General features: G+C 61.8%; 19 protein-coding genes. 9 read left to right on the forward strand and 10 right to left on the reverse strand.

The window, feature by feature from the left end; translation table 11 throughout:
• Positions 1–187 precede the first annotated feature (187 nt).
• Positions 188–1,096 (forward strand): alpha/beta fold hydrolase, encoded by a 909-nt coding sequence (locus tag AB4072_RS03140; protein WP_441965440.1) that lies wholly within the window; start codon positions 188–190, stop codon positions 1,094–1,096.
• 139 nt (positions 1,097–1,235) lie between these two features.
• Positions 1,236–2,924, forward strand: a complete 1,689-nt coding sequence (locus AB4072_RS03145) for a calcium-binding protein (RefSeq protein ID WP_441965441.1) — start codon at positions 1,236–1,238, stop codon at positions 2,922–2,924.
• A 174-nt stretch (positions 2,925–3,098) separates the two neighbouring features.
• Here the strand turns inward: AB4072_RS03145 and AB4072_RS03150 are convergent, their stop codons facing one another.
• Positions 3,099–3,560 (reverse strand): nucleoside deaminase, encoded by a 462-nt coding sequence (locus tag AB4072_RS03150; RefSeq protein WP_441965442.1) that lies wholly within the window; start codon positions 3,558–3,560, stop codon positions 3,099–3,101.
• On the opposite strand from AB4072_RS03150, the gene AB4072_RS03155 reads away from it, so the two are divergent.
• The 3 genes from AB4072_RS03155 to AB4072_RS03165 all read left to right on the forward strand — a co-directional run bounded on the left by AB4072_RS03155 (position 3,559) and on the right by AB4072_RS03165 (position 7,302).
• Positions 3,559–5,805, forward strand: a complete 2,247-nt coding sequence (locus AB4072_RS03155; protein WP_441965443.1) for a pseudouridine synthase — start codon at positions 3,559–3,561, stop codon at positions 5,803–5,805. The two genes, AB4072_RS03150 and AB4072_RS03155, sit on opposite strands and share 2 nt — an antisense overlap.
• A gap of 10 nt (positions 5,806–5,815) precedes the next feature.
• Complete coding sequence (gene rsmD, locus AB4072_RS03160) at positions 5,816–6,385, forward strand: 16S rRNA (guanine(966)-N(2))-methyltransferase RsmD (protein ID WP_441965444.1); 570 nt, start codon at positions 5,816–5,818, stop codon at positions 6,383–6,385.
• A 458-nt stretch (positions 6,386–6,843) separates the two neighbouring features.
• Complete coding sequence (locus AB4072_RS03165) at positions 6,844–7,302, forward strand: helix-turn-helix domain-containing protein (protein ID WP_441965445.1); 459 nt, start codon at positions 6,844–6,846, stop codon at positions 7,300–7,302.
• 934 nt (positions 7,303–8,236) lie between these two features.
• Here the strand turns inward: AB4072_RS03165 and mutL are convergent.
• Together mutL and AB4072_RS03175 are read right to left on the reverse strand one after the other, a co-directional pair.
• The gene (mutL, locus tag AB4072_RS03170) at positions 8,237–10,081 is read right to left on the reverse strand and encodes a DNA mismatch repair endonuclease MutL (RefSeq protein ID WP_441965446.1); all 1,845 of its coding nucleotides are present in this window, start codon (positions 10,079–10,081) and stop codon (positions 8,237–8,239) included.
• A gap of 9 nt (positions 10,082–10,090) precedes the next feature.
• The gene (locus tag AB4072_RS03175; protein WP_441965447.1) at positions 10,091–11,410 is read right to left on the reverse strand and encodes a glucose-6-phosphate isomerase; all 1,320 of its coding nucleotides are present in this window, start codon (positions 11,408–11,410) and stop codon (positions 10,091–10,093) included.
• A gap of 198 nt (positions 11,411–11,608) precedes the next feature.
• On the opposite strand from AB4072_RS03175, the gene AB4072_RS03180 reads away from it, so the two are divergent.
• Both AB4072_RS03180 and AB4072_RS03185 read left to right on the forward strand, forming a co-directional pair.
• Positions 11,609–11,851: a hypothetical protein gene (locus tag AB4072_RS03180; RefSeq protein ID WP_441965448.1), complete on the forward strand. Its 243-nt coding sequence runs from the start codon at positions 11,609–11,611 to the stop codon at positions 11,849–11,851.
• Complete coding sequence (locus tag AB4072_RS03185) at positions 11,848–12,360, forward strand: hypothetical protein (RefSeq protein WP_441965449.1); 513 nt, start codon at positions 11,848–11,850, stop codon at positions 12,358–12,360. The genes AB4072_RS03180 and AB4072_RS03185 overlap by 4 nt, the downstream gene beginning before the upstream one ends.
• Positions 12,361–12,419: 59 nt before the next feature.
• On the opposite strand, the gene AB4072_RS03190 is transcribed toward AB4072_RS03185, so the two are convergent.
• The 5 genes from AB4072_RS03190 to ileS all read right to left on the reverse strand — a co-directional run bounded on the left by AB4072_RS03190 (position 12,420) and on the right by ileS (position 19,496).
• Entirely contained in the window at positions 12,420–13,676 is a 1,257-nt protein-coding gene (locus AB4072_RS03190; protein WP_441965725.1) for a M16 family metallopeptidase, read from the reverse strand.
• Between the two features lie 137 nt (positions 13,677–13,813).
• Entirely contained in the window at positions 13,814–15,142 is a 1,329-nt protein-coding gene (locus AB4072_RS03195) for a M16 family metallopeptidase (RefSeq protein WP_441965450.1), read from the reverse strand.
• Between the two features lie 156 nt (positions 15,143–15,298).
• On the reverse strand, positions 15,299–15,931 hold the full coding sequence (locus AB4072_RS03200; RefSeq protein WP_441965451.1) for a hypothetical protein: 633 nt from the start codon (positions 15,929–15,931) through the stop codon (positions 15,299–15,301).
• Positions 15,932–16,020: 89 nt separating this feature from the next.
• A complete protein-coding gene (gene lspA, locus AB4072_RS03205) occupies positions 16,021–16,500 on the reverse strand; it encodes a signal peptidase II (RefSeq protein ID WP_441965727.1) in 480 nt (159 codons plus the stop codon).
• Positions 16,501–16,550: 50 nt separating this feature from the next.
• Positions 16,551–19,496 (reverse strand): isoleucine--tRNA ligase, encoded by a 2,946-nt coding sequence (gene ileS / locus AB4072_RS03210; protein ID WP_441965452.1) that lies wholly within the window; start codon positions 19,494–19,496, stop codon positions 16,551–16,553.
• A gap of 290 nt (positions 19,497–19,786) precedes the next feature.
• On the opposite strand from ileS, the gene msrB reads away from it, so the two are divergent.
• Together msrB and AB4072_RS03220 are read left to right on the forward strand one after the other, a co-directional pair.
• Entirely contained in the window at positions 19,787–20,290 is a 504-nt protein-coding gene (gene msrB, locus AB4072_RS03215; RefSeq protein ID WP_441965453.1) for a peptide-methionine (R)-S-oxide reductase MsrB, read from the forward strand.
• Positions 20,291–20,315: 25 nt separating this feature from the next.
• A complete protein-coding gene (locus AB4072_RS03220) occupies positions 20,316–21,473 on the forward strand; it encodes a DUF3095 domain-containing protein (protein WP_441965454.1) in 1,158 nt (385 codons plus the stop codon).
• Positions 21,474–21,532: 59 nt separating this feature from the next.
• Here AB4072_RS03220 and AB4072_RS03225 read toward each other — a convergent pair whose 3' ends face one another.
• On the reverse strand, positions 21,533–22,495 hold the full coding sequence (locus AB4072_RS03225) for a bifunctional riboflavin kinase/FAD synthetase (RefSeq protein ID WP_441965455.1): 963 nt from the start codon (positions 22,493–22,495) through the stop codon (positions 21,533–21,535).
• Between the two features lie 52 nt (positions 22,496–22,547).
• Positions 22,548–23,429, reverse strand: coding sequence for a TIGR01459 family HAD-type hydrolase (locus tag AB4072_RS03230; protein ID WP_441965456.1), 882 nt, complete (start codon positions 23,427–23,429; stop codon positions 22,548–22,550).
• Positions 23,430–23,513 lie beyond the last annotated feature (84 nt).

Raw genomic sequence — 23,513 nt, forward strand, 5'->3', positions numbered from 1 at the left:
CTATTTTCAAAGTTCTGCTGGGATCCGCGACAGCGCCACGGAGAACGGGAGCGGGGCTGACGGACGCTCCCTCGCCCCTAGAGTTTGATCGTTTCAGATTGAAACGTGATCAAAAGATTCCGCATGATCCGCTTGTTCTGATAATGCTCTAGATGATGGAAGGTGACCCTCATCAGGCTGATACCAGATGACCGACGATCTCTTCCCCGGCTTCGAGTCCCATTGGATTAACACCGAGATCGGTCGCATCTTCGCGCGCTCGAAAGGCAATGGCCCGCCGCTCGTGCTGCTGCACGGTTTCCCTGAAACGCATGTGATGTGGCATCATCTCGCGCCCGCGCTCGCCGAGACGCATAGCGTCGTGTGCATGGATCTGCGCGGCTATGGCTGGTCATCCGCACCCAAGGGCGACACGGAGCACGTGACCTATTCAAAGCGCGCCATGGGACGCGATGTCATCTCCGTCATGGAAGCGCTCGGCCACGTTCGCTTCGCAATGGTGGGGCACGATCGCGGAGCACGGGTGGCGTACAGGTTAGCGCTCGATCACCCCGGCCGCGTGGAACGCCTTTCGCTTCTCGACATTCTGCCCACTTTCCACATGTGGGCGCAGATGAAAGCCGGAAAGATTCCGGCGGCCCATTGGGGATTTCTGTCGGAGCCCTATCCGAAACCCGAGCAGGAAATCGGTCGCGATCCCCTGCCCTATTTCGAGGGGCTTCTGAAAAGCTGGTCGGCGCCGGGTGATCTCAGCGCCTTCGATCCTCGCGCGCTCACATCTTATCGGTACAGCTGCAACGAGCCTTCCCGCATTCACGCCTTCTGCGAGGATTACCGGGCCGGAGCGACCCGCGACATCGAGGCGGACGAGGCGGATCTGGCAGCAAAGAAAACGATCCAGTGTCCGGTGCAGTTGATCTGGAGCGACTTCTACCTGGTCAGCGGCCCCGTCGGCCATGAGCAGCATCCGCTCGACATCTGGCGGCACAGCTTCTCCCCGAAGATTACGGGTGTCGGTATCTCCTCAGGCCATTTCGTGGCGGAGGAGAATCCGGGTGCGACGCTCGCGGCCTTGCAGGAGTTTTTGGCGGCTTAAAGCGTGATCAGAACAAGCGGAACCCGGTTGTTCGCCGGGATCATGCAAATTGGTGACAGTTACGGCTCCTGTGCGGCGCAGCACTTGAATATTGCCGTAAAATTGGCGAATGTAATGTCGTAACGTTATAGAGGTCGCCATGCCTACCCTGCCCCATTTTATCAATTTGTCCACCTTCGGATCGAGCAGTGACATCACCACCTTTGCGGACGGGAATTTTCTTGTCGCGTGGACGACCTTCGACGCCCAAGGAGACGGCTATGTCTACACGGCTGTCTTCAAGCCTGACGGAACGGTTCTACGCCCGGCAACCCTGCTCACGAAGGCGGTCTATACCAGCATCGGGCCGGTACAAGCTGCGGCCCTGTCCGACGGGCGGGCGGTGATAACCTGGTATAAATCGCCACCCGACAACCAGCCTGCGGTCTTGGAGGCGCAGATTCTGAACGGGAGTTACAATCCGGTCGGAAGCATCTTCACCGTGAGCCACAGCAGTGTTAGCGGGCTGGAGTTAGTGGATGTTCGCGCGTCCACGGAAGGCAAGTTTGCCGTTTTGTACAAAGGGACGTTCGAAGAAACCGGCTATCTCTTCAAAGAGATCGTCGCCCCTTCCAGCAATTCCTGGACCCCTGATCCATCTTATGTTCATGATTTTCCAAATGACGAGCGTGCAGCCACGGCGTCCCTCCCCAATGGAAATGAAGTTATCGTCTGGGCGGTTGACGGAGCCATCGGCGGTCAGGTGGCTAATATAACAGAAGACGGAAACCGCCCTGTATGGTCACTTGGCACGACCAATCTGACATCGGAAGTCCATCCCGGCATCGCTACCCTCGGAAACGGCAAGTTCGTCGCCGTGTGGGCTGACGTGGTTAACAGCCTATCGGTGTTCAACGCCCAAGTCTTCGACATTAATAATGCAAACGGACAGGCGACCGCATCCGGCGCCCCGATACAGTTCTCCAGGCCTGCCGGCACAGTGTCCGGAAACCCAGAGATCACGCCTCTCGCGGGCGGCGGCTTCGCCCTTGCGGTTGAAGTGAAGATCAACGAACAAGACGACGACGTTTACATCGCAGCCTGCGGGGCGAACGGAGCCATCATTCAGGACACTGTCTCTGTCGGTTCTTCGACAGCAGGTAACCAACATAGCCCGGAGATCATCCCTCTTCCCAATGGGACATTCGTGGTCACCTGGAACCATAACGACGATCAGGGCCTGAACATCAAAACGGAAATCTTCGGCGTCGCGGGCACCGTGCCCTACAACCCGACAGATCCGACCACTCCGACGATTCCTGTCTGGACCCCGACCGGCGGAAACGACACCCATGTGGGCGGCGATCAGAACGATTTCTTCGACGGGCTCGACGGCAACGATTACCTTGACGGAGCCGGAGGCAACGACTGGCTCACGGGCGGAGTCGGCAACGACACGCTTCTGGGTGGAGAGGGCAACGACAGCCTCGCCGGAGGCCTTGGAAAGGATTACCTCAAAGGCGGCAACGGGCAAGACTTCTTCCTGTTTAACGCTCCGATCGCCAAGAAGAAGAATACGAACATCGACAAGATCGTCGATTTCAAGCCGGTGGACGACACGCTCTCGCTGAGTAAAACCGTCTTCAAGAAACTGAAGAGCGGCACGCTGAAGAAGGACGCCTTCTACACCGGCACCAAGGCGCATGATGCATCCGACCGGATCATCTACAACAAGACGAACGGCAAGCTGTACTACGACGAGGATGGCATCGGCACGAAACAGGCGATCCAGTTCGCCACCCTCAACACCAAGCTGAAGGTCACCCACAAAGACTTCTTCGTGATGTGAGGACGAAGCGGATCGGAGTGTAATCGGAACAGGTGGAAACCGGTTGTTCGCCCCGATCATGCGGCATCGAAGAATGAGAGCTTGATCATGTTTCAAAGAGACATGATCAAGCTCTGGCCTTTTGGACTCGCATGATCCGAGCGAACAACCGGTTTCCACTTGTTCTGATATGCTCTAGCGGCGCTCCTCGAAGAACGCCCGCAGGAGATCGGCGGCCTCGCCTTCCCTGATCCCCCCATAAACCTCCGGTGCATGGTGGCACGTGGACTGCTGGAAGAAGCGCACACCGTTTTCCACGCCGCCGCCTTTCGGGTCGTAAGCCGCGAAATAGACCCGGCGGATGCGGGCGAACGAGATCGCCGCTGCACACATGGTGCAGGGCTCCAGCGTCACATAGAGATCGCAGCCGGTCAGCCGCTCGTCGTCGAGCGCCTCGCAGGCGCGGCGGATGGCGAGCATTTCCGCATGCGCCGAAGGGTCGTTGAGTTCACGCGGACGGTTTCCGTCGGCGGCGATCAGACGGCCATCCTTCACGATGGCAGCTCCAACCGGCACCTCGCCTCGGGCTGCGGCAGCGCGGGCCTGATCGAAGGCGACCGCCATTGGATCGAACTTGGTGGGACCGGCGTTGTGCATGGGCCTCGCTTCTCTTGCTTTCCTCTGCTATCAGGCCTGCATGACCGACAGCAACGACGATAATCGCAAGGGCCGTCCTCCGGGACGCTCCGACCGCGGCCGCACTTCCGGCGATAAACCCTTCCGCAAGCCCCGCGAAGGAGGCGACAAGCCGTTCCGCGCGCGCGGCGGCGACGACCGCCCGCGCCAGAGTGGTGATAAGCCTTTTCGCAGCCGCGACAACGACGAGCGGCCTCGCCGCCCCCGCGAGGATGGTGATAGGCCGTTTCGTGCGAAACGCGAGGACGGGGATCGTCCGTTCCGCCCGAAGCGCGAAGATGGCGGCAAGCCATTCCGTCCGCGTGGCGAGGGAGGCGACCGCCCCTTCCGTCCACGCCGGGAAGAGGGCGACAAGCCGTTTCGCCCCCGTCGTGAAGACGGTGACCGTCCCTTCAAGGGCCGGAGTGGCGAGGACCGCCCGCGTCGCTTCGACCGCTCGCACGAGGATCGTCCGCACCGTTCGCGGGAAGCGCGCCCCGAGGTTGTAGCCGAAACGCCACAGGAGCCTACCGAGGAACGGATCGCCAAGGTCATCGCCCGCGCCGGCATTGCCTCGCGCCGGGATGTGGAGGCGATGATTGCTGAAGGTCGCGTGACCCTGAACGGCGAGGTTCTTGCCTCGCCCGCCATCAACGTGACCGTCGCCGACAGCATCACCGTCGATGGCGAGCCGCTGCCGATGAAGGAGCGCACGCGCCTGTGGATGTTCCACAAGCCGCGCGGCCTGGTGACCACGGCCCGCGATCCGGAAGGCCGCCCGACCGTGTTCGACAGCCTGCCCGAGGACATGCCCCGCGTGGTCGCGATCGGACGGCTCGACATCAACACCGAAGGGCTTCTTCTTCTCACCAATGACGGCGGCCTCGCCCGCGTGATCGCCCATCCCGACACGGGCTGGCTGCGCCGCTACAAGGTACGCGCCCATGGTGACGTGACCCAGGCCGATCTCGACAAGCTGCGCAACGGCGTCACCGTCGACGACATGGAATATGGCCCGGTCGAGGCGCGCCTTGATCGCATCCAGGGCGATAACGCCTGGATCACGCTCGGCCTGCGCGAGGGCAAGAACCGCGAAGTGAAGCGGATTCTCGAGCATCTCGGCCTGCAGGTGAACCGCCTGATCCGCCTTTCCTTCGGTCCCTTCCAACTCGGCGATCTGGAAGACGGCCTCGTCGAGGAAGTCCGCACGAAGGTGCTGAGAGATCAACTTGGCGAAGCGCTGGCCGCCGAAGCAGGTGTCGATTTCGAAAGCCCGGTGCGCGAGCCCATCGCTCCCTTCGGTGCGCCGAAGAAGGCCGAACGGGCAGAACGTGAAGGCCGCCCCGGTCGTTTCGAGCGGGATCGCGGCGAGGATCGTCCGCGCCGTCGCGAAGACAACGAGCGCTCCTTCCGTCGTGGCGGTGACCGCGACGAGCGAAGTGCCGAGACGGAGCGCAAATATCCCTCCCGCCTCGAAGCCAAGACGAGCATTTGGCGTGCGGGCGAAGAGGAAGCGCCCCGCAAAAAGCTGCCGCGCCGCGGTGCCGATCCGAAGGAAGCTCGTGCAGCAACCGCCGAGCGCAAACGCGAACGCGTCGGGGCGATCGAGTCCGAGGGCCGCAAGGTCATGGTGGAGAGGCTGGTGAGCCAGCCGAAGGATGAGGCTCCCGCACGCTCAGAGCGTCGTTCCGGCCGCCCCTCCCCCAGCGGAGAAGATCGGCCTCGTCGTCCCGCTGGTGACCGTCCGTTCCGTTCACGGGGTAACGAGGAGCGTCCGCGTAAACCCCGTGCTGAAGGGGATCGCCCTTTCCGCAGCCGTGGGGATGACGAGCGTTCGCGCCGTCCCGCTGGCGAGCGCCCCTTCCGTGCGCGCGGTGACGAGGAGCGTCCGCGTAAGCCTCATGCTGAAGGGGATCGCCCTTTCCGCAGCCGTGGGGATGACGAGCGTCCGCGCCGTCCCGCTGGCGAGCGCCCCTTCCGCGCCGGCGGCGAAGACCGTCCGCGTAAACTCCGCGCCGAGGGGGATCGTCCTTTCCGCAGCCGTGATGGCGATAAGTCATCCCGTGGCCGTAGCGATGATGAGCGTCCGCGTCGCGGCCCTCCTCGCGGCGGCGACCGGCCCTCAGGTGGCGGCTTCAAAGGTGGCCCTCGCGGCGGAGCCGGAGGCGGTTTCAAGGGTGGCCCGAAGGGCGGCTCCAAAGGCGGCCCCCGAGGCCGTCGTCCGTGAGGATTGAAGCGTGAGGATCGTCGGTGGCCGTTGGCGCGGCCGCTCGCTCGCAGGCCCGACGTCGGACGCCATTCGTCCGACATCGGACCGCCTGCGCGAGGCACTCTTCAACATCCTGCAGCACGGCTACGATGACCCCATCACTGGCGCGCGCGTCATGGATCTGTTCGCCGGCACCGGCGCGATGGGCCTGGAAGCCCTATCGCGCGGTGCATCGTTCGCTCTTCTCGTCGATGACGGTGCGGAAGCGCGCGGCCTGATCCGCGAGAATGTGGAGGCGGTGGGAGCCGGGGGCGCGACCCGCCTGTTCCGCCGGGATGCGACGCGCATGGGAGAGGCCGCACCCAACGCCCCCTTCTCCCTCGTTTTCTGCGATCCACCTTACGGCAAGGACCTTGCACCGAAGGCCCTGAAGTCCTGCGCCGAAGGCGGCTGGCTAACACCGGATGCACTCGTTGTGGTCGAGGAGGCGCGGGGCGCCGTCTTCGCACTGCCGGAGGGTTTCGAGGAAATCGAGCGCCGCGATTATGGTGAAACGACTATCGTTTTCGGGCGCTACTTATCGCCTTCGAAGATCTGACCGGTTCAAGCCCTCATATTTCAAAGGATATGAGCAAGTCTTGAGCCCAAGATGACCGCAGAAATCATCGAGAGCAGAGATCGCGGCATCTACCTCTTCCGGTGGGTTGCCCCCGACTGTCGGATCGTCGATTATTAACAACAAAATGACTGACAAAACACCCGTGGAGGGGCTCGGCCCCATGGCCATGAAGAGGGCACAATTCTCGATCTATGTCTTGTAACGGTGACGAATCGTCATGATGTGCGAAGCGGCACATTGCAACAGGAGCTTTGTGGTTAGGCCTTTTTAGGCGCAGCGACCACCTTTTTTCCTGTCTGTCGGTGGGGACTAGTAGTGCTACATCTCTTTGGTAAGGGGCCGAAGACGCAGGACAGGTCATATTTGTCGTGTGACTTTATTCAGGTCCGACAAGAGGGTAGAGGATGCCGGGACTTGGGCGGTCGAGGAGTTTTCAGATGGCGCGAAAATCGAAGCCTGTGAACCTGAAAGAGCAGGCTGCGAAACTCACGCCGAAGGTCCTGACGAAGCACGAATTCGGCAAACGCCTCCACAAGCTCATGACGGAGAAGGGCTGGCACCAGAGCGAGCTCGCCCGCCAGGCGGGCTTGCAGCGCGATAGCGTCTCGACATACATCAATGGACGCTCGCTGCCGACGCCGCTGAGCCTCAACCGTCTGGCGGCCGCACTCGGCGTGGCCGCCGAGGACTTGATCCCGAACCACATCGAGCAAAGCCTCGATCAGCACAAACCCGCCTTCGAGATGAAGGCCAGCGCCAGCGCGCCGGACATGGCGTGGGTCCGCGTCAACCGGCTCGTAAGCTTCGATACGGCGGTGAAGATCGGCGAGCTTTTACGCGCCGACAACGCCATCGTCGCCAAGCGGGCGGCAGGGTCGGGACGTAATAAGGATTAAGCGCGACCTGCTCCGAGCCCAGTCTCAGACCGTCGCGCTCAAGAGCGGGTTGGCTTAAAGCGTGTCATGTTATGGCTCTGCGGCATGAATAGAGGCTCTGCTCTTCGCCAATCGCTTAGATCGTTTGGCGCACCAGACGACGAGCCATAGGCCACAGCTTCCGAGCAGAAGCGACAGAAGCCAGAGATGCATGGATAACCCCGCGAAAAAGGCAAGCAGAAGGCTTAACCCTGCAAGGAAACAATAGACCGCGAGCCTCACCATTAGAATGATGGCCCGTGCAATCCAAAGACACACCACGGACCGGGAACCGACGGGAACCGGCACAAGGAAGGCCGCTGCTCCGCCAGCCGCAAGGCCAGCGAGAAGAAACAAGAACCCAATAAGCTCAAAAGCCTGAGCCATGGTCGCGGACCAAAATTCGCTCGACGTCGCTTTTCGGACGGAAAAACCCCAACCCTCTTCGTCTCCTTCCAATGCCCAGTCTTCTGTTCTCTCGCCAGGCCGAACGGTGGGCTGCTCCACTCCTCCTCGGAACGAAGCGGCATCCAATGAGAGAGTGCTTGCGGTCCAGAGATCGACAACAATGCAGAGATGCTCAGGATCGCAAGAGACCACGAGCGAATAGAATCTGGGGCCACGCGCAATGAAGCGCCTCTTTTCATCCACGATGATCGGCCGAACAGGATCCTTAAAGAAAACTCCATCCCCATGAAGCAGTCTCACCTCACCAATCTGTCCGTCGGGAAGGCGTATTTTTTCGACTTGCGAATAATAAGGGCGATGCGCGCGAGCAGGTTCGCTTATGGCGAGGGCGAGAAACAACGAGAGGATAAAGGCTGCAGCGTGCTTCATGCGCCGACATTAGCGGCAGAACGCGGGCGCTTAACCTCTATGATCGAACAGGGCAATCCGTCACCCTTCCGGCGGAGAGTCAACGCCGCCCGAACAGACGCTCGATATCGGCGAGTTTCAGTTCCACGTAGGTCGGGCGGCCGTGGTTGCACTGACCCGACAGGGGTGTTGTTTCCATCTCGCGCAGGAGTGCGTTCATCTCTTCCGGCTTCAAGCGACGGCCGGCGCGGACGGAGCCGTGGCAGGACATGCGGGAGAGAACGGCGTCGAGACGCGCCTCGAGCGAGCTCGCACCCTGCCCCCACTCGGTGAGCGCGTCCGCCACATCTTGCACCAGCGCCTTGATGCACCCGCCCGCAAGCGCTGACGGCACCTCTCGTACGAGAAGTGCACCGGGACCGAAGCCCTCGACCACGAGACCGAGATTTTCCAATGTCGCGGCTTCCGCCAACACGCGATCAGCATCGACGGGATCGAGATCCACGACCTCCGGGATCAGCAGCATCTGCCGGCCGATGCCGGACGCGGCGCGCTCGCGTTTCAAGCGTTCATAGACAAGACGCTCATGGGCCGCATGCTGATCGACGATGACGATACCGTCCGGCGTCTGCGCGACGATGTATGTACCATGGATCTGCGCGCGCGCCGCGCCGAGTGGCGATTCCTCGGCAAAGGGATCGGGCTCCGTGAGCGTCGCGCGACTGTCGGCGGAAGGAAACGCGATGTCCGGCAGCGTGCTCTGCGCTTCTGCAAGTCCTGCCGTGCGCGGTTGCTGATCAAGCGGAGCCTGCCAGCCGGAGAAAGCATCGGCAGGGCGGATCGGTGTGGGCCGATAATGCGAGGATGAGAAGCCGCGCGACGGGAGCGGCGCACCTTGCGGACGCAGGTTCTCCAGCGTGCGCGTCCCTCCCGTTGTCGCGGAGCGAAAGCCGAAGCGGGTGATCGCCTCCTTGATCGCGGCGATGACAAACCCGCGCACGAAATTCGGATCGCGAAAACGCACTTCCGTTTTCGCGGGATGCACGTTCACATCGACCGCGCACGGATCGAGATCGACCATCAACGCGAGAACCGGATGGCGATCGGAGGCCATCACATCGGAGTAAGCGCCGCGCACAGCGCCGAGCAGCAGTTTATCGCGCACGGGCCTGCCATTGACCACGAAATGCACATGGGTCGATGCGCCCCGATGAAATGTCGGCAGGCTCGCAAAGCCATGCACGCGTACACCTTCGCGCTCCACGTCGATGGACATGGCGTTGTCGTTGAACTCGGCGCCAAGCACGCGCGACAGGCGGCGCAACGCACCGAGCTCCCCGTCCGATTCAGGCGGATAGGAAAGCGACGTCAGATGCTCGCCCGACAACGTGAAGCGGATTTCAGGATTCGCGACGGCGAGACGCTTGATGATTTCCGCAACCGCCTGCGCTTCCGAGCGGTCGCTCTTCAGGAATTTGAGACGTGCAGGCGTCGCGGCGAAAAGATCCGTCACCTCGATACGCGTGCCCTTCGGCGCAGAAGCAGGCCGCACCGGACCTTTCACGCCGGCCTCGACGACGATGGAGGATCCGGTCTCTGCATCGGCTGTGCGCGTCACGATGGAAAGTCGCGCAACCGCACCGATGGAGGGCAGCGCTTCGCCGCGAAAGCCCAGTGTCTGAATGGAGAAGAGATCGCCATCCGGCAGCTTGGACGTGGCGTGCCGTTCGATGGCGAGTTCCAGATCGTCCGGTGTCATACCGTGTCCGTCGTCGACCACACGGATAAGCCGCCGCCCGCCTCCCTCAACCGTCACCTCGACCGAGGTCGCACCCGCGTCGATAGCGTTCTCGACCAACTCTTTCACGGCGGCAGCGGGGCGCTCCACCACCTCGCCCGCGGCGATGCGGTCGACAAGGATCGGATCGAGACGGCGAACGGCCATGCGTCAGTCCTACTTCGCCTGCGCCAAATACTTCTTCGCCAGGATCTTGCCCTCTTCCACCGCAGGCTGGTCGAACGGATCGACGCCGAGCGCGTAGCCGGCAAGAATCGTCTCCAGCATGAAATGCATGAGGAGTTCGCCGAGCGCGCGCTCGTCGAGTTTCTCGATATGGATGCGCCGGGTCGGTCGGCTGTTCTTGGCGAGCGTATCGGCGGTAGCGCGCCCTTGTGCGGCGACGAGATCGCCGATGCGCTTGCCTGCAAAACCTGGCTCGCCCGCGCGCTGCGCGAGCTTCTCGTCAATGACTGGACCAAGACCGGCAACGCCGGTCGTCATGATCGTGAACAGCTTGTCGCTCGGTCCAGCGAGGTAGAGCTGGAGCTGGCTGTGCTGATCGACCGGGCCGATGGCGGCAACGGGCTGCGAGCCCTTGCCGTCCTTGCCCACGCTTTCGGCCCAGAGCTGTACCCACCAACGGGTGAAGCGCTCGAGCCGATCCGCATAGGCCATGGTGACAGTGGTGTTCTTGCCTTCGAGCGCCATGGCGACGTTGAGCGCCGCGCCCATCGCGGCAGGCGCATCGACAGCCGCGCGGCCAGCGCGAAAAGGCTCGTAAGCGTCTGTCGCGCCCTGACGGATCGCCGCGATGTCGAGGCCGAGCACGGCGGCGGGCAGAAGGCCCACATTGGTCAGCACGGAATACCGCCCGCCGATGCCGGTGTGATGTTCGAGGAACCGCACGCCTTCCGGCTCCAGCAGATCGCGAAGCGCGTTCTTGCCACCCGCCTTCCGTGGCTCCGACAGGCCGAGGAACATCTCACCCGGCTGGGCCCGAAGTCCCGCCTTTTCAAGGGCGCTCAGCACCGCGATGGTCTGCATCAGGGTCTCGCCCGTGCCGCCGGACTTCGAGATCGCGACGAAGCGCGTGGAGGACAGCGGCAGGCGATGAAGAATGTGATCGAAGGTGATCGGGTCGAGATTGTCGAGAAAATGGACGCGCGGCCCGTCCGCAAAGCGCCCGACGCCCGGCACCGCATAATCCTTCAGCTGCGCCAGCGTCTGCCCGCCGAGGCTCGATCCGCCCGTGCCGAGAAACACCACATCGGTCGCGTCCTTCCGCAACCACGCTGCCGCCTCTCGAATCGCATCGAGATCGTCTGTCGTGCGTGGCATGTGCAGCAGGGGCAACCGCCCGGTCGCGTCATCCTCGGCCAGGCGCTTCATGGCTTTGCCAACCACCGTCAAGGCGGCGTCCACCGCCGTCTGCGGCAGGCCACCCTCGCCAATATTGGAAGCCAGCGCCAGGTCGATCGATTGCTGCAGGGGCATGCGAATGCTCCGATTCGAAGGAAGGGAGCGCGACATTAAGTCAGAGCGGGCGCGAGGGCTAGGTGGTGAAGGTTGGCGCAACGCTACCCTCTCAGCGTTACGGCAGAGCGAGATCGTCTTCGCCACACCACACCCCGTTCCCTTGTGGTCAAGCCGACAACACAATATACAACAACGTTACATTTCCGGAGAATGGCTTTGACAACCAATTCTTACGATCCGACAAGGACCGGAAACCCCTACATCGATGGTGTCCTCTCAGGCTGGCATTGGGACTGCAACACCCTGCGATATTCCTTCGCACAGAGCGCTTCGGAATATGCCTCGCCCTACGGCGGCTATAGCGAGCCACAGTTCGATTTCGGGCCCATCTCAGCGCAGGCGGTGCAAGCCATACGGGAGTTCATCATGGTTCCAGTAGCAGTTCCACGCCGTGGATGACCCTCACGCCCATTGAGGGCTTCACCAACCTGACGTTCATCGAAACGACCTCGGGCTACCTCAGCACCGAGATCATGATAGCGCATTCCTCCAAGGCTAATCCGACAAACCACGCCTACTATCCGATGCCCAATAGAGAATATCGGGCCGGTGACATCTGGTTTGGCACCAGCATTGCGGGGAAAGACGTCTTCGTATTCGACACGAAACCGAATTCGAAGACAAATGTCGACATCATCGACTTTACCCCGAAGATCGACAATGTCTGGCTCGACGATGCTGTATTCAAAAAGCTCGGAGCGGGCAGCGTCTCAAATCCTAGAATGCTGAGCAAGAAGTTCTTCGTCGTCGGCGAGAACGCGAGGGACAAGAACGACCACGTCATCTACAACAAGAAAACCGGCTCGCTCTTTTACGACGCCGACGGTTCCGGCGCGGGCAAAGCGGTCGAGATCGCCAAGCTCACCAAGGGCTTGAAACTTACACACGCGGATTTCTTCGTCGTTTGAGATCTGCCACCCAACAAAGAAAGAGGGCCTCAAGACCCTCTTTCTTTGTTGAAATGGGCTTACAACCCCGTCGGACGTCCCGCGATCACCGTCAGCAGCTTGCCGTCGCCAATGGTGCGCTCCGCCGCCTGGCGGATTGAATCCTGCGTGACCGCCGTGACGAGGTTGTTCCGGCGGGCGATATAGTCGATGCCGAGGCCTTCATAAGCGATCTGCACCAGCGTATGCGCGATCTTGGTCGAGGTGTCGAAACCGAGCGCGTAGGAACCGACGAGGTAGTCCTTCGCCTTTTGCAACTCGTCGTCGGACGGGCCTTCGTCTTTCAATCGCATCATCTCGTCGGTGATCACGTCGAGACATTCGCCGACGCGCTCGTTCTTCGTCGCCGTATAGCCCCAGGTCATGGCCGCCGCGCGATAACTCACCAACGAGGAGCCGACGCTATAGGCAAGGCCGCGCTTCTCGCGAACTTCCTGGAACAAACGCGAGGTGAATGCACCGCCGCCGAGAATGTGATTCAGCACATAAGCGGGGATGAAATCCGGATCGCGCCACGGGATGCCCGTCGTGCCGAACCGAATGACGGATTGCGGCACGTCGAGATCGACGATGAAACGCGAGCCGCGATTTTGCAGCACGGTCGGCTCGATTACGGTCAGAGGTTGCGGTTGCGGCAGCGTGCTGAAAACCTTGTCGAGGAGATGCGACAGACGTGTCGCATCGATGGCACCGACAATCGCGATCTTCACCCGGCCGCGCGCAATAAGGGCGCGGTGCATGATGACGAGATCGTCGCGGGTGATCGCCGAAACGCTCTCGATGGTGCCACCGGTGGGGCGGCTATAAGCGTGTCCGGCAAAACCTTCTTCGAAGAAGCGACGGGTCGCCATGACGCCGGGATCGTTCTGCTGGTAGCGCAGACCGGCAATGGTCTGTGCGCGAACGCGCTCGATGGATTCCTGATCGAAGCGCGGCTCGGCGAGCGCAAGACGCAACAGTTCGAACGCTTCGTCCGCATGCTTCACCAGCGTCTTCAGCGAACCGCCGATGGCGTCGTTACCCGCGTTGAACGACAGCTCGATGGCACGCGCTGCGAGGCGTTCCTGGAAGGCGTCGGAATCGTACTCGCCCGCGCCTTCATCGAGCAGACGCGACAACATCTGCGCGACGCCGGGCTTGTCGACGGGATCATGCGCGGAGCCGCCGTCGAAGGTGAAGGCGACCGCGATCAGCGGCACGACATCGGATTCGACATGCCAGGCCTCGACCCCACCGGGGGAGGTCAGCGCCATCACCTTTGTCGGGGACGCGGACATGGTTTCGACGGAAGCGGTCATGGAGATCCCGTTCAGCTAGAGCATTTTCCGCAGCGGTTCTGCATCAGAAAATGCATAAATAAGAACTTCTAGAACGCCTTCCGATTCAACCGAACCGAGAAACGTTCCAGCGTCGATCACGACGCCGATTTCAGATACCCGGTGACCGAGCGGCGCAGCAACAGGAAGCGCTCGGCGACGGAGGCGAGATCGTCCTTGAGGACAGCCTCGATCTCGGTTGGCCAGCGGCGCACGTCCTCGATGGTCTCGCCAATGGCGAGGGCCGAACCGTAGATGCGTGCAAGCGAGGATTGACTATCGGTCGAATAGATTGACTCGGCAACGAGACGTGTCTTGGCGCGCTCGATGGCATCGAAGTCGAGCGCCTCGGCAACCATCTGCTTCAAGGTCTCGTCGAGAGCCGCCTCGAGCTGTTCGAGGGAGACGCCCTGAGCCGGAACGGCGTAAACGCTGAAGCGGGTTTCCTCCATAGCGGAGGCCATGTACCAGGCGCCTGCATTCACCGCGAGACCGCGCTCCAGCACGAGCTTGCGGTAGAGATAAGAGGTCGGCCCACCACCGATCACCTCGGCGAGAAGATCGAGCGAATGACAATCGCGACCATCGGCGGTGCCGGAGGACGGTACGAGATAGAGGCGTTGCAAAGTCGGCTGTTCGACCTTTGGATCGGCCACCGTGAGGTGGCGTGCGGCAACAGGCTCCGGCTCACGCGGGCGGAAGCGCACAGGGCGCGCGCCATGCGGCGCAACGCGGCCATAGGTGTTATCCGCCAGGCGGCGTACCTCGTCGGTCGTCACATCACCCGCGACGACCAGGATTGCATTTTCAGGCGCATAGAAGCGCTTGTAATAATCGAGGGCATGAGCGCGATCGAGCTTCTCGATCTCATGCATCCAGCCGATGATCGGAATCCCGTAAGGATGGTGTAGAAAGAGCGAGGCCGCCATGGCTTCGGAAAGCTGCGAGGATGGATCTGTCTCGACACGCATGCGGCGCTCTTCGAGAACCACGTCGCGCTCAGGCGCGATGACTGCTTCCTCGAGCATGAGGTTCGACATACGGTCCGCCTCGAACTCCATCATGGTTTTGAGGTTTTCGCGGGCGATGCGCTGGAAGTAGGCGGTGTAATCGAAAGAGGTGAACGCGTTCTCCTGGCCGCCAAGGGACGAGACGACTTTCGAGAACTCGCCCGCCGGGTGTTTCTCGGTGCCCTTGAACATCAGGTGCTCGAGAAAGTGAGCGATTCCGGATTGTCCGAGCGGATCATCCGCCGAGCCGTTTCGATACCACACCATGTGGGTCGCGACCGGCACGCGATGATCGGGAATGACCACGACATCGAGACCGTTGTCGAGGGTGAAGGAGGAGACGTCCGGCCCGCCGCCTTCCGTGCGCCCCTTCAAGGGGGCTTCGGTGCGCAATTCAAGCTTCACGGCTGCATCCATCATCATCAACCTTGGCAAAATCCGGTTTATCCATAGGAATTTCCTACGGCTTAAAGGGTTTTCAACAACACGCAAGCATAGCAGCGCGCCTTAAAGGTGCGACACGATCTTCCTTGGCGGAGGTCTCGATAAATCGACGCGCGAAAGGCCAGCGCGTTAATTCTTGTTCTGCTGCATGATGAAGCCGAGCGGACTGTCGGGATCGACAACCGGCATCGGATCAACAGATGCCTTCAGCGGTGCGCCGTGGGCGGCCTTCAACAGCGGAGCCGGCGGATCGCTGAGATAGCGGCGCTCCAACCCGTCGCCGGCGAGCTTCACGTCGTCCTTCTTTTCGAAGGAGCGCAGTTCGTCCGGGCTCATAATGCTCTTGTCGGATTGACCGCCGACGGGGCCGGTCGGGCCACCATGAACATAGTTGTTCGGATTGCGGTACTTGCGCATTTCCTCGACGGAAAGTCGCTTGCCCTCGCTGTTCTTATACAGTTCCGAATCCGTCCAAGGTGTCCGGGCGTCGGCGGCGGCTTTTCGGGCGGCCAGCACGTCGGGATCCTTCGGCCAATTGGCATTGGCCTCGACGCCGTTGGCGGGAACAGGCGGACGCAAGTCCATCTTCGGCGGCAGAACCAGCGGGGCCCGCTCATGGTAATTGATGGGCGGCTTTTCCTTGGGGATGATGCCGATGCTGCCAAGAAGGCTCTTCATGGCAACGCCCTCCTCGGCCATCGCGCCGGAGGCCGCAAGGAGCGTGAGAGCGCTCGCGCAAGCAAAGAGTTTCAAAGCCTTCATGGCACCCACCTGGTTCTCAAAATTCTGTTGGAACGCCTGATAGCCTATTCTGGCGAACATATGGCAGACGGACGCTTTCCTGCGTCGTACTACCGGGAACGGCGCTTTTCCAACAGAAAAGAGTCATAAAGCAGTCCGACGACGCCTGCAACGATGGCCGCGTCGGCTACATTGAAGACATACCAGGAATATGATCCTACGTGAAGCTGGATGAAATCGAAGACCGCGCCATAGGCGAGCCTGTCGATGACATTGCCGATCGCGCCGCCCACGATCAGGCCGAGCGAGACGGCCAGAAGGCGACCCGTCGCCTTACGGATCCAGAACGAAAGTCCGATGGCCGCAATGATCGAGACGACGATCAGGATCCAACGCCCAAGGTCCGAACTCTGCTGAAACAGGCCGTAGGAAATGCCTCGGTTCCAGACGACGATCAGATTGAGGAAGGGGCCCAGAACGAGGGGCTCCTTCACCGGAAGATCGAAGACGAAGAGCGTGTAGACCTTCGTGACCTGATCGAGAATCAGGGTCAAAAGCGCGGCCGCGAACCCGAGATGGGCTGCGGTAATCCGTCCCGCGGAGACCGGAGAGCGCTTTTGTTTCAGAGCAGGCGCCTCGCTCATGCCGCAGCCCTCGCGTGGTCCCATTCGCGTAAGGCCGCGGCGTCACGCGGGGTCACGTCCGGATAATCCGGGTCCACGCCTACATCCGTCGAGACCTTCCACGAACGGGCGCACTTCCTGCCCTCGGCCAGACCCGGCACAACGGCGACGCCCTTCACCTCGTCCAGGCGGAAAGCGTCGGCGGGGCCTTCGCTTTCCACGACCCGAATGCCGGAGGTGATGCAGATCTCAGCGAGATCGAGCCCCTGCACAGCCTGCAACAGATCCGCATCGGCGATGGAGACAATCGGCGCGGCCTCGAGGCTCGCGCCGATGCGCTTTTGCGCGCGCTCGATTTCGAGGGCGCCTGTCACCACGCGGCGCACGCGGCGGATCTTCGACCAGCGATCCGCAAGCGCATCGTTCCGCCATGCGGCGGGTACCTCCGGGAAGGTTTCGAGGTGTACGGACTCGGCGTTCGGATAACGCGCGAGCCAGGCCTCCTCCGCCGTGAAGGCGAGGATCGGTGCGATCCAGGTCACCACGCAGCGGAAGGTCTGGTCGATGACGGTGAGCGCACTCTTGCGGACCTTGCTCGACAATGGATCACAATACAGCGCGTCCTTGCGCACGTCGAAATAGAACGCCGACAGATCGGTGGTCATGAACGAGTTGAGCAGCGCGATCACCCGCTTGTAATCGTACGTGCTGTAAGCCTCACGAATCTCGCCATCGAGTTCGGTGAGGCGATGCAGCACGAAACGCTCCAGCTCCGGCATCTGCGCCATCGCCACTTTATCGCTCTCGTGGAAGTGGTGCAGAGAGCCCAGCATCCAGCGGATCGTGTTGCGGAGCTTGCGATAGGTCTCGGCCGTCGTCTTGATGATCTCCGGCCCGATGCGCTGATCGTCCCAGTAATCGACGGAAGCCGTCCAGAGACGAAGGATATCGGCGCCGGATTCGCGGATGATGTCCTGCGGGGCAATCGTATTGCCCAACGACTTCGACATCTTGCGGCCGTTCTCATCGAGCGTGAAGCCGTGCGTGACCACGATGTCGTAAGGCGCGCGCCCACGCGTGCCGCAGCTTTCGAGCAGCGAGGAATGGAACCAGCCGCGATGCTGGTCCGAACCTTCGAGATACATGACCTGATCCGGCCCGCCATCGACCTTGCGCTTTACATGCAGGTCGGGGCGCTTCTCCAATGCGAAGGCGTGAGTACAGCCTGAATCGAACCACACGTCGAGAATGTCGCCGACCTTCTCGAAATCGTTCGCGTCGTAGCCCCCGGCTGTCAGGAATCGCGAACCATCATCGACATACCACGCATCCGCGCCTTCCTTCTCGAAAGCGTCAGCGATGGCGGCATTGACCTTCTCGTCCTTGAGAATTTCGTTCGTGCCCTTCTTGACGAAGACCGTGATCGGCACGCCCCAGGCGCGCTGACGGGAGACGACCCAATCGGGACGGTTTTCGATCATGCCGTTGATGCGGTTCTCGCCGGAGACCGGCACCCATTGCACGGTCTCGATGCCATGCAGCGCGCGCTGGCGGAGCGTATCGCCCTCGCCGTTCAGCGGCTTGTCCATGGCGATGAACCATTGCGGGGTGTTGCGGAAGATCAGCGGACCTTTCGAGCGCCAGGAATGCGGATACTGGTGCTTGAGGCGCCCACGCGCGATGAGCGCGCCGACTTCGACAAGCTTCTTGATCACCGCCTCGTTCGCGCCCGCATCCTTTCCCTTGTCGTCATAGATGCGCTCGCCCGCAAAAAGCGGGATATTCGGGAAATAGGACGAATCCGGCGACACCGTGTGCGGCACTTCCTTCGTGCCGCAAGCCTCGAACACCGCGCGGTGTTTCAGGTATGTGACGTAGTCGTCAGCGCCGTGGCCGGGAGCCGTGTGCACGAAGCCCGTGCCGGCATCGTCGGTCACGTAATCGGCCGGCAGCATGGGGACGTCGAAATCCCAATAGCCGTTGCCGCCCTCAATGCCACGGAACGGATGCGCGCAGCGTTCGATCATCACCGGCAGCACATCCTTGATGCGCTCGTAACCCGTCACGCGTGCGGCGGAGAACACATCGGCGGCGAGCTTGTCGGCGAGGATAAGGCGATCGCCCACCTTCGCCCAATTGTCGGCGGCAGCTTCAGTGACCTTGTAGAGGCCGTACCCGATATCCGCGCCATAGGCGACGGCGCGGTTCGCAGGGATCGTCCAGGGAGTCGTGGTCCAGATCACCACCGACGCGCCGTCGAGATCGCCGTCGAGAGTCTTCACGACGGGGAATTTCACCCAGATCGTGGTGGAAGTCTTCTCGTGATACTCCACCTCGGCTTCGGCGAGCGCCGTCTTCTCGACGGAGGACCACATAACCGGCTTCGAACCGCGATAGAGCTGATCGCTGGTGGCGAAGCTGATGATCTCGCGGGCGATCTGCGCTTCCGCATCAAAGGCCATGGTGGTGTAAGGGTTCGCCCAATCGCCCTCGACGCCGAGACGCTTGAACTCCTCGCGCTGCACGTTGATCCACTTCTCGGCGAAGGCGCGGCATTCACGGCGGAACTCGACGACAGGCACGTCGTCCTTGTTCTTGCCCTTGGCGCGATATTCCTCCTCGATCTTCCATTCGATCGGCAGGCCGTGGCAATCCCAGCCCGGGACGTAGTTGGAATCGAAGCCGAGCATGCCTTGCGAGCGCACGACCATGTCCTTCAACAGCTTGTTGAGAGCGTGGCCGATATGGATGTTGCCGTTGGCGTAGGGAGGGCCGTCGTGAAGCACGAAGCGGTTGCGGCCCTTCTGAACCTGACGCAAGCGCTCATAGAGCTTGATCTCGTTCCAGCGTTGCAGGAGCAGCGGCTCCCGCGCAGGCAGCCCGGCCCGCATGGGAAATTCCGTCTGCGGCAGGAAAAGCGTCTCGGAATAGTCGCGCGCGGCGGCTTCGGTCTTATCGGTCATGACAATCGTTCATTCTTGGATGGCCCGCATTATGCGCGGCGCATCAGGCATAGGTTAAGGGCGATGCGGCTTGATCCCGGACCTTCGCCTTTAAGCGAGGGCCGGGCCGATAATTCGCGAAATGGAAGCGCCGAACGCGCGCGATGCCTGAAAATCCACGAGCATGGCGAGCCTTTTAGCAGTGTCAGGGGAGAGAATAAAGCGCCGCCGAGGCAAGAAACCCCTTGAAAAAGACCCAATGCAAACCAACGATTCAGAGTTAAGTTGCGGATCATCGTAAAGAGAGCCCCATGACCTCCTCCACCTCCTTCACGGGACAACGTTCCCAAGCCGGGTTCGATTTGACGCCGCCCACACGCGATCAATACCAGCATCTTGTTGCCGATCTCGATGAGGAGGAGCGCCGGGTTTTGCTCGATCACGGCACGGAACGGCCCTTCTGTGGCGTTTTCAACGCTGCCAAGGAAGTCGGCACCTATGTCTGTCGCCTATGCGGGCTGCCCTTTTTCCGCTCCGGGGCCAAGTTCGAGTCGGGCACCGGCTGGCCGAGCTTCTTCGATCCCATCGACCGCGCCCACATCGCCTTCGTGCGCGATGCGAGCTACGGCATGGTCCGCACGGAAATCCGCTGCGCCCGCTGCGAGGGCCATCTGGGACACGTCTTCGATGACGGCCCGCCGCCCACGGGGGAGCGCTATTGCATGAACTCCGTCTCCATGCGGTTCGTCGCCGACGGAGATCCTCTCCCCGACCTTCTGGATCGCGGTGCGCCCGAAGGAAAGCCTGCTGCCTAGAACCTCAGGGGGTGGGATCGTGAGCATGGCGATCGCCACGACAGTCAGGACCGGAAGCGCAAATTTCTATGGTGCGCTTCCGATTTTCGACCGTTTCGCGCGTTTGACGGACCCCAGCATCTACATGCCCCTTCCCGATGATTGGGTGATCGGGCTTTCGGATATCGTGCGCTCCACCCAGGCCATCGCGGCGGGGCGCTACAAGATGGTCAATACCGCTGCGGCCGCCGTGATCGTGGCAATGGCCAATGCCTTGAAAGATAACGACTTCCCCTTCGTCTTCGGCGGTGACGGGGCGAGCTTCGCCCTGCCGCCCGAGCAAGGCGGGCTCGCGCGCGAGATCCTGTCCAAGGTCGCGGCCTGGGTGCGGGACGACTTTGACCTGGACCTGCGGGTCGCCCTCGTCAGCGTCGCGGAACTGCGGTCCCAGGGCGTCGATATCCGAGTCGCGCGCTTCGGCGCATCCCCGGATGTCTCCTACGCCATGTTCACCGGCGGCGGTCTTGCTTTCGCCGAGCAGCAAATGAAGGCTGGCGCCTTTGCCGTCCCGCCCGGCCCGCAGGGCGCGCGCCCTGACCTGACGGGCCTGTCCTGTCGCTTCGACCAGATCAAGGCGGAACGTGGCGTCATTCTTTCCATCATCGTCGTTCCGGCAACCGACGATATGGCGGCGTTCGAAAAGACAATCGAGGGCGTCTTGGGGATGGTCGAGAATGGATCCGAAGCGGCGCGGCCCAGCCCGTCCAGGCTTCCGGCTCTTCGCTGGCCGCCGGTCGGATTCGAGCTGGAGGCCAAGGCCCTGGGCGCTTCGTCTTTCCCGCGAAGAACGTTGCTGCTTTTGCGGATTTTGGCCTCTTCCGCCATTTTCAAACTCGGGATGCGCGTCGGCAAATTCGATCCGGCCCGCTACCGCCGCCAGCTCGTCGACAACACCGATTTCCGCAAATTCGACGACGGCCTGCGCATGACGCTGGATTGCACGCCCCAACTCGCCGACAGGCTGGAAGGCTTTCTCACGACAGCGGAACGGCAGGGCATTGTGCGCTTCGGATTGCACCGGCAGGATGCCGCCCTGATGACCTGCTTCGTACCCTCGGCGACCCGCAGCGATCACATCCATTTCGTGGACGGCGCGATGGGCGGTTACGCATCTGCGGCGCAGGCTCTCAAGGCAAAGTTCTAGATTTTTTGATTCAGCATGATCCGGGCGAACAACCGGTTTCCACTTGTTCTGATCATGCTCTAGTCGATCATCGACAGCGTTTTATCAACGCGCAAAATCCGCTTCGCATCCACTGAATCGCGATCCATCTGCGCGATCAGTTCCTCGATGCTTTCGAACTTCTCCTCGCCCCGAATGAATCCGACGAATTCGACGGAAAGCATCTGATCGTAGAGATCACCCGTAAAATCGAACAGGAAGGTTTCGAGAAGAGGCGCGCCGTTATCGAAGGTCGGGCGGCGGCCGAAACTGGCGACGCCGTTGAAGACGCCGACTGCCGTTGCCGCTCGCACGGCATAAATGCCGTGCCGCAGCCGGCAATCGGCGGAGAGGCTCATATTCGCAGTGGGGTAGCCGAGGACGCGCCCGCGCTTATCACCGTGACGTACGTCCGAGCGCACAACCCAGCGATAGCCCAGAAGCTTGTTGGCCTTCGCGATATCACCCTGTTCCAGCGCAGAGCGGATGGCGCTCGATGAGACGGGCTCACCCTCCTCGCCGATGGCGGGCATGACGATGCAATCGAGCCCCTTCGCGCGGCAAAGCTCGGCCATGACGGCGGGGGTGCCCTCACGGCCCCGTCCGAAGTGGAAATTGTGTCCCACCACCACACCGGAGAGTTTCAGCTCGCTCGCCAGAAGATCAACGAACGCTGCAGCCGAGAGCGAGGCCAGCGCTTGATCGAAGCGGCGAATGAAAACACCCGTCAGCCCGATCCGTTGCAGAATCGCGAGCTTCACAGGTTCCGGCGTCAGGCAGAAATGGGGTTTGTCCGGCTGGAAGAAGAGACGCGGGTGCGGCTCGAACGTCACCACCGCGCTCGGACGGCCTGCCTGCATTGCGCGCTCGATCAGCGAGCGATGCCCGCGATGCACACCGTCGAAATTGCCGATTGCGGCAAGCGCTCCGGTCAGAGCCGGCGGCACGGCATCGCCATCGCGACAAACGATGAAGGCGGTCTTCTCGGGTGCGGACAAGGACATGATCAAGAGTGGATTCTTCCGGGCGCGACCCTGTCGAAACTCGCCTTAACGGTCAAGCGGCCCAGGCAAGCGCATCGGTCACGGCCTGCGGCTTGACCGGCTGCCGGTCGATCCAATCCTGCACGTGCTGCGAGACGAGCGGCCCGTGATGCAGCCCAAGCTCGGCGGCATGAATGCCCCGCGCAATCAGAAGCGAGTCGATGCCGAAAGCAGCCGCTCCGGCAATGTCGGTGCGGATGGCATCACCCACAGCAAGAACACGCTCTTTCGAGATAGCGCGCCCACGGAATTCCGCCGCGACGGCAAGCGCGCGCTCGTAGATCGGCGCATGTGGCTTGCCCGCGTAATAGACCTTTCCGCCGATGGCCTCGTAGGCGACCCCGAGCGCACCAGCGCATGGCACGATGGTATGGCCGCGCTCGACGATGAGATCGGGATTGGCGCAGATCATCAAGAGATCACGCGCCTTCATCTCTTCGAGGCGCTCGCGATAAGTCTCGGGCGTCTCAAGCTCGTCATTCTCGAAACCGGAGCAGACGACATACTCGGCCTGCCCGATGGTCCCGAAGCGCGTGTTAAGCCCGTCATACATCGGCATGTCGCGCGCCGGGCCGATATGGTGCACCACCTGATCGACCCGCGCCTCGATGGCGAGCCGCGTCAGATCGCCCGAGGTGACGATGGCATCGTAGGCCGAACGCGGCACGCCGAAACCGTCGAGTTGCTCACCGACGGACGCACCAGGACGGGGCGCATTCGAGACCAGAACGACCCGGCCGCCCTTGTCTCGGAACTGCGTCAGCGCCTCGCCGGCTGCTTTATAAGCCGCAACGCCGTTGTGCAGGACACCCCAGACATCGCACAAGATGAGATCGTAGCGCCCGGAAAAGGGCTGGATGCCTTCGACGAGAATGGGATCCTGGGACGCGGTCATGGTGTCTCGCATTGAACGGGTTCGCCTCGGCGGGTAGGCGCTCGCGCCGCGCAAGTCAACCAAAACGACCCTGAGCACAGCGAA

The sequence above is a fragment of the Microvirga sp. 2MCAF38 genome, assembly GCF_052115485.1.
Taxonomy (GTDB): Bacteria; Pseudomonadota; Alphaproteobacteria; order Rhizobiales; family Beijerinckiaceae; genus Microvirga.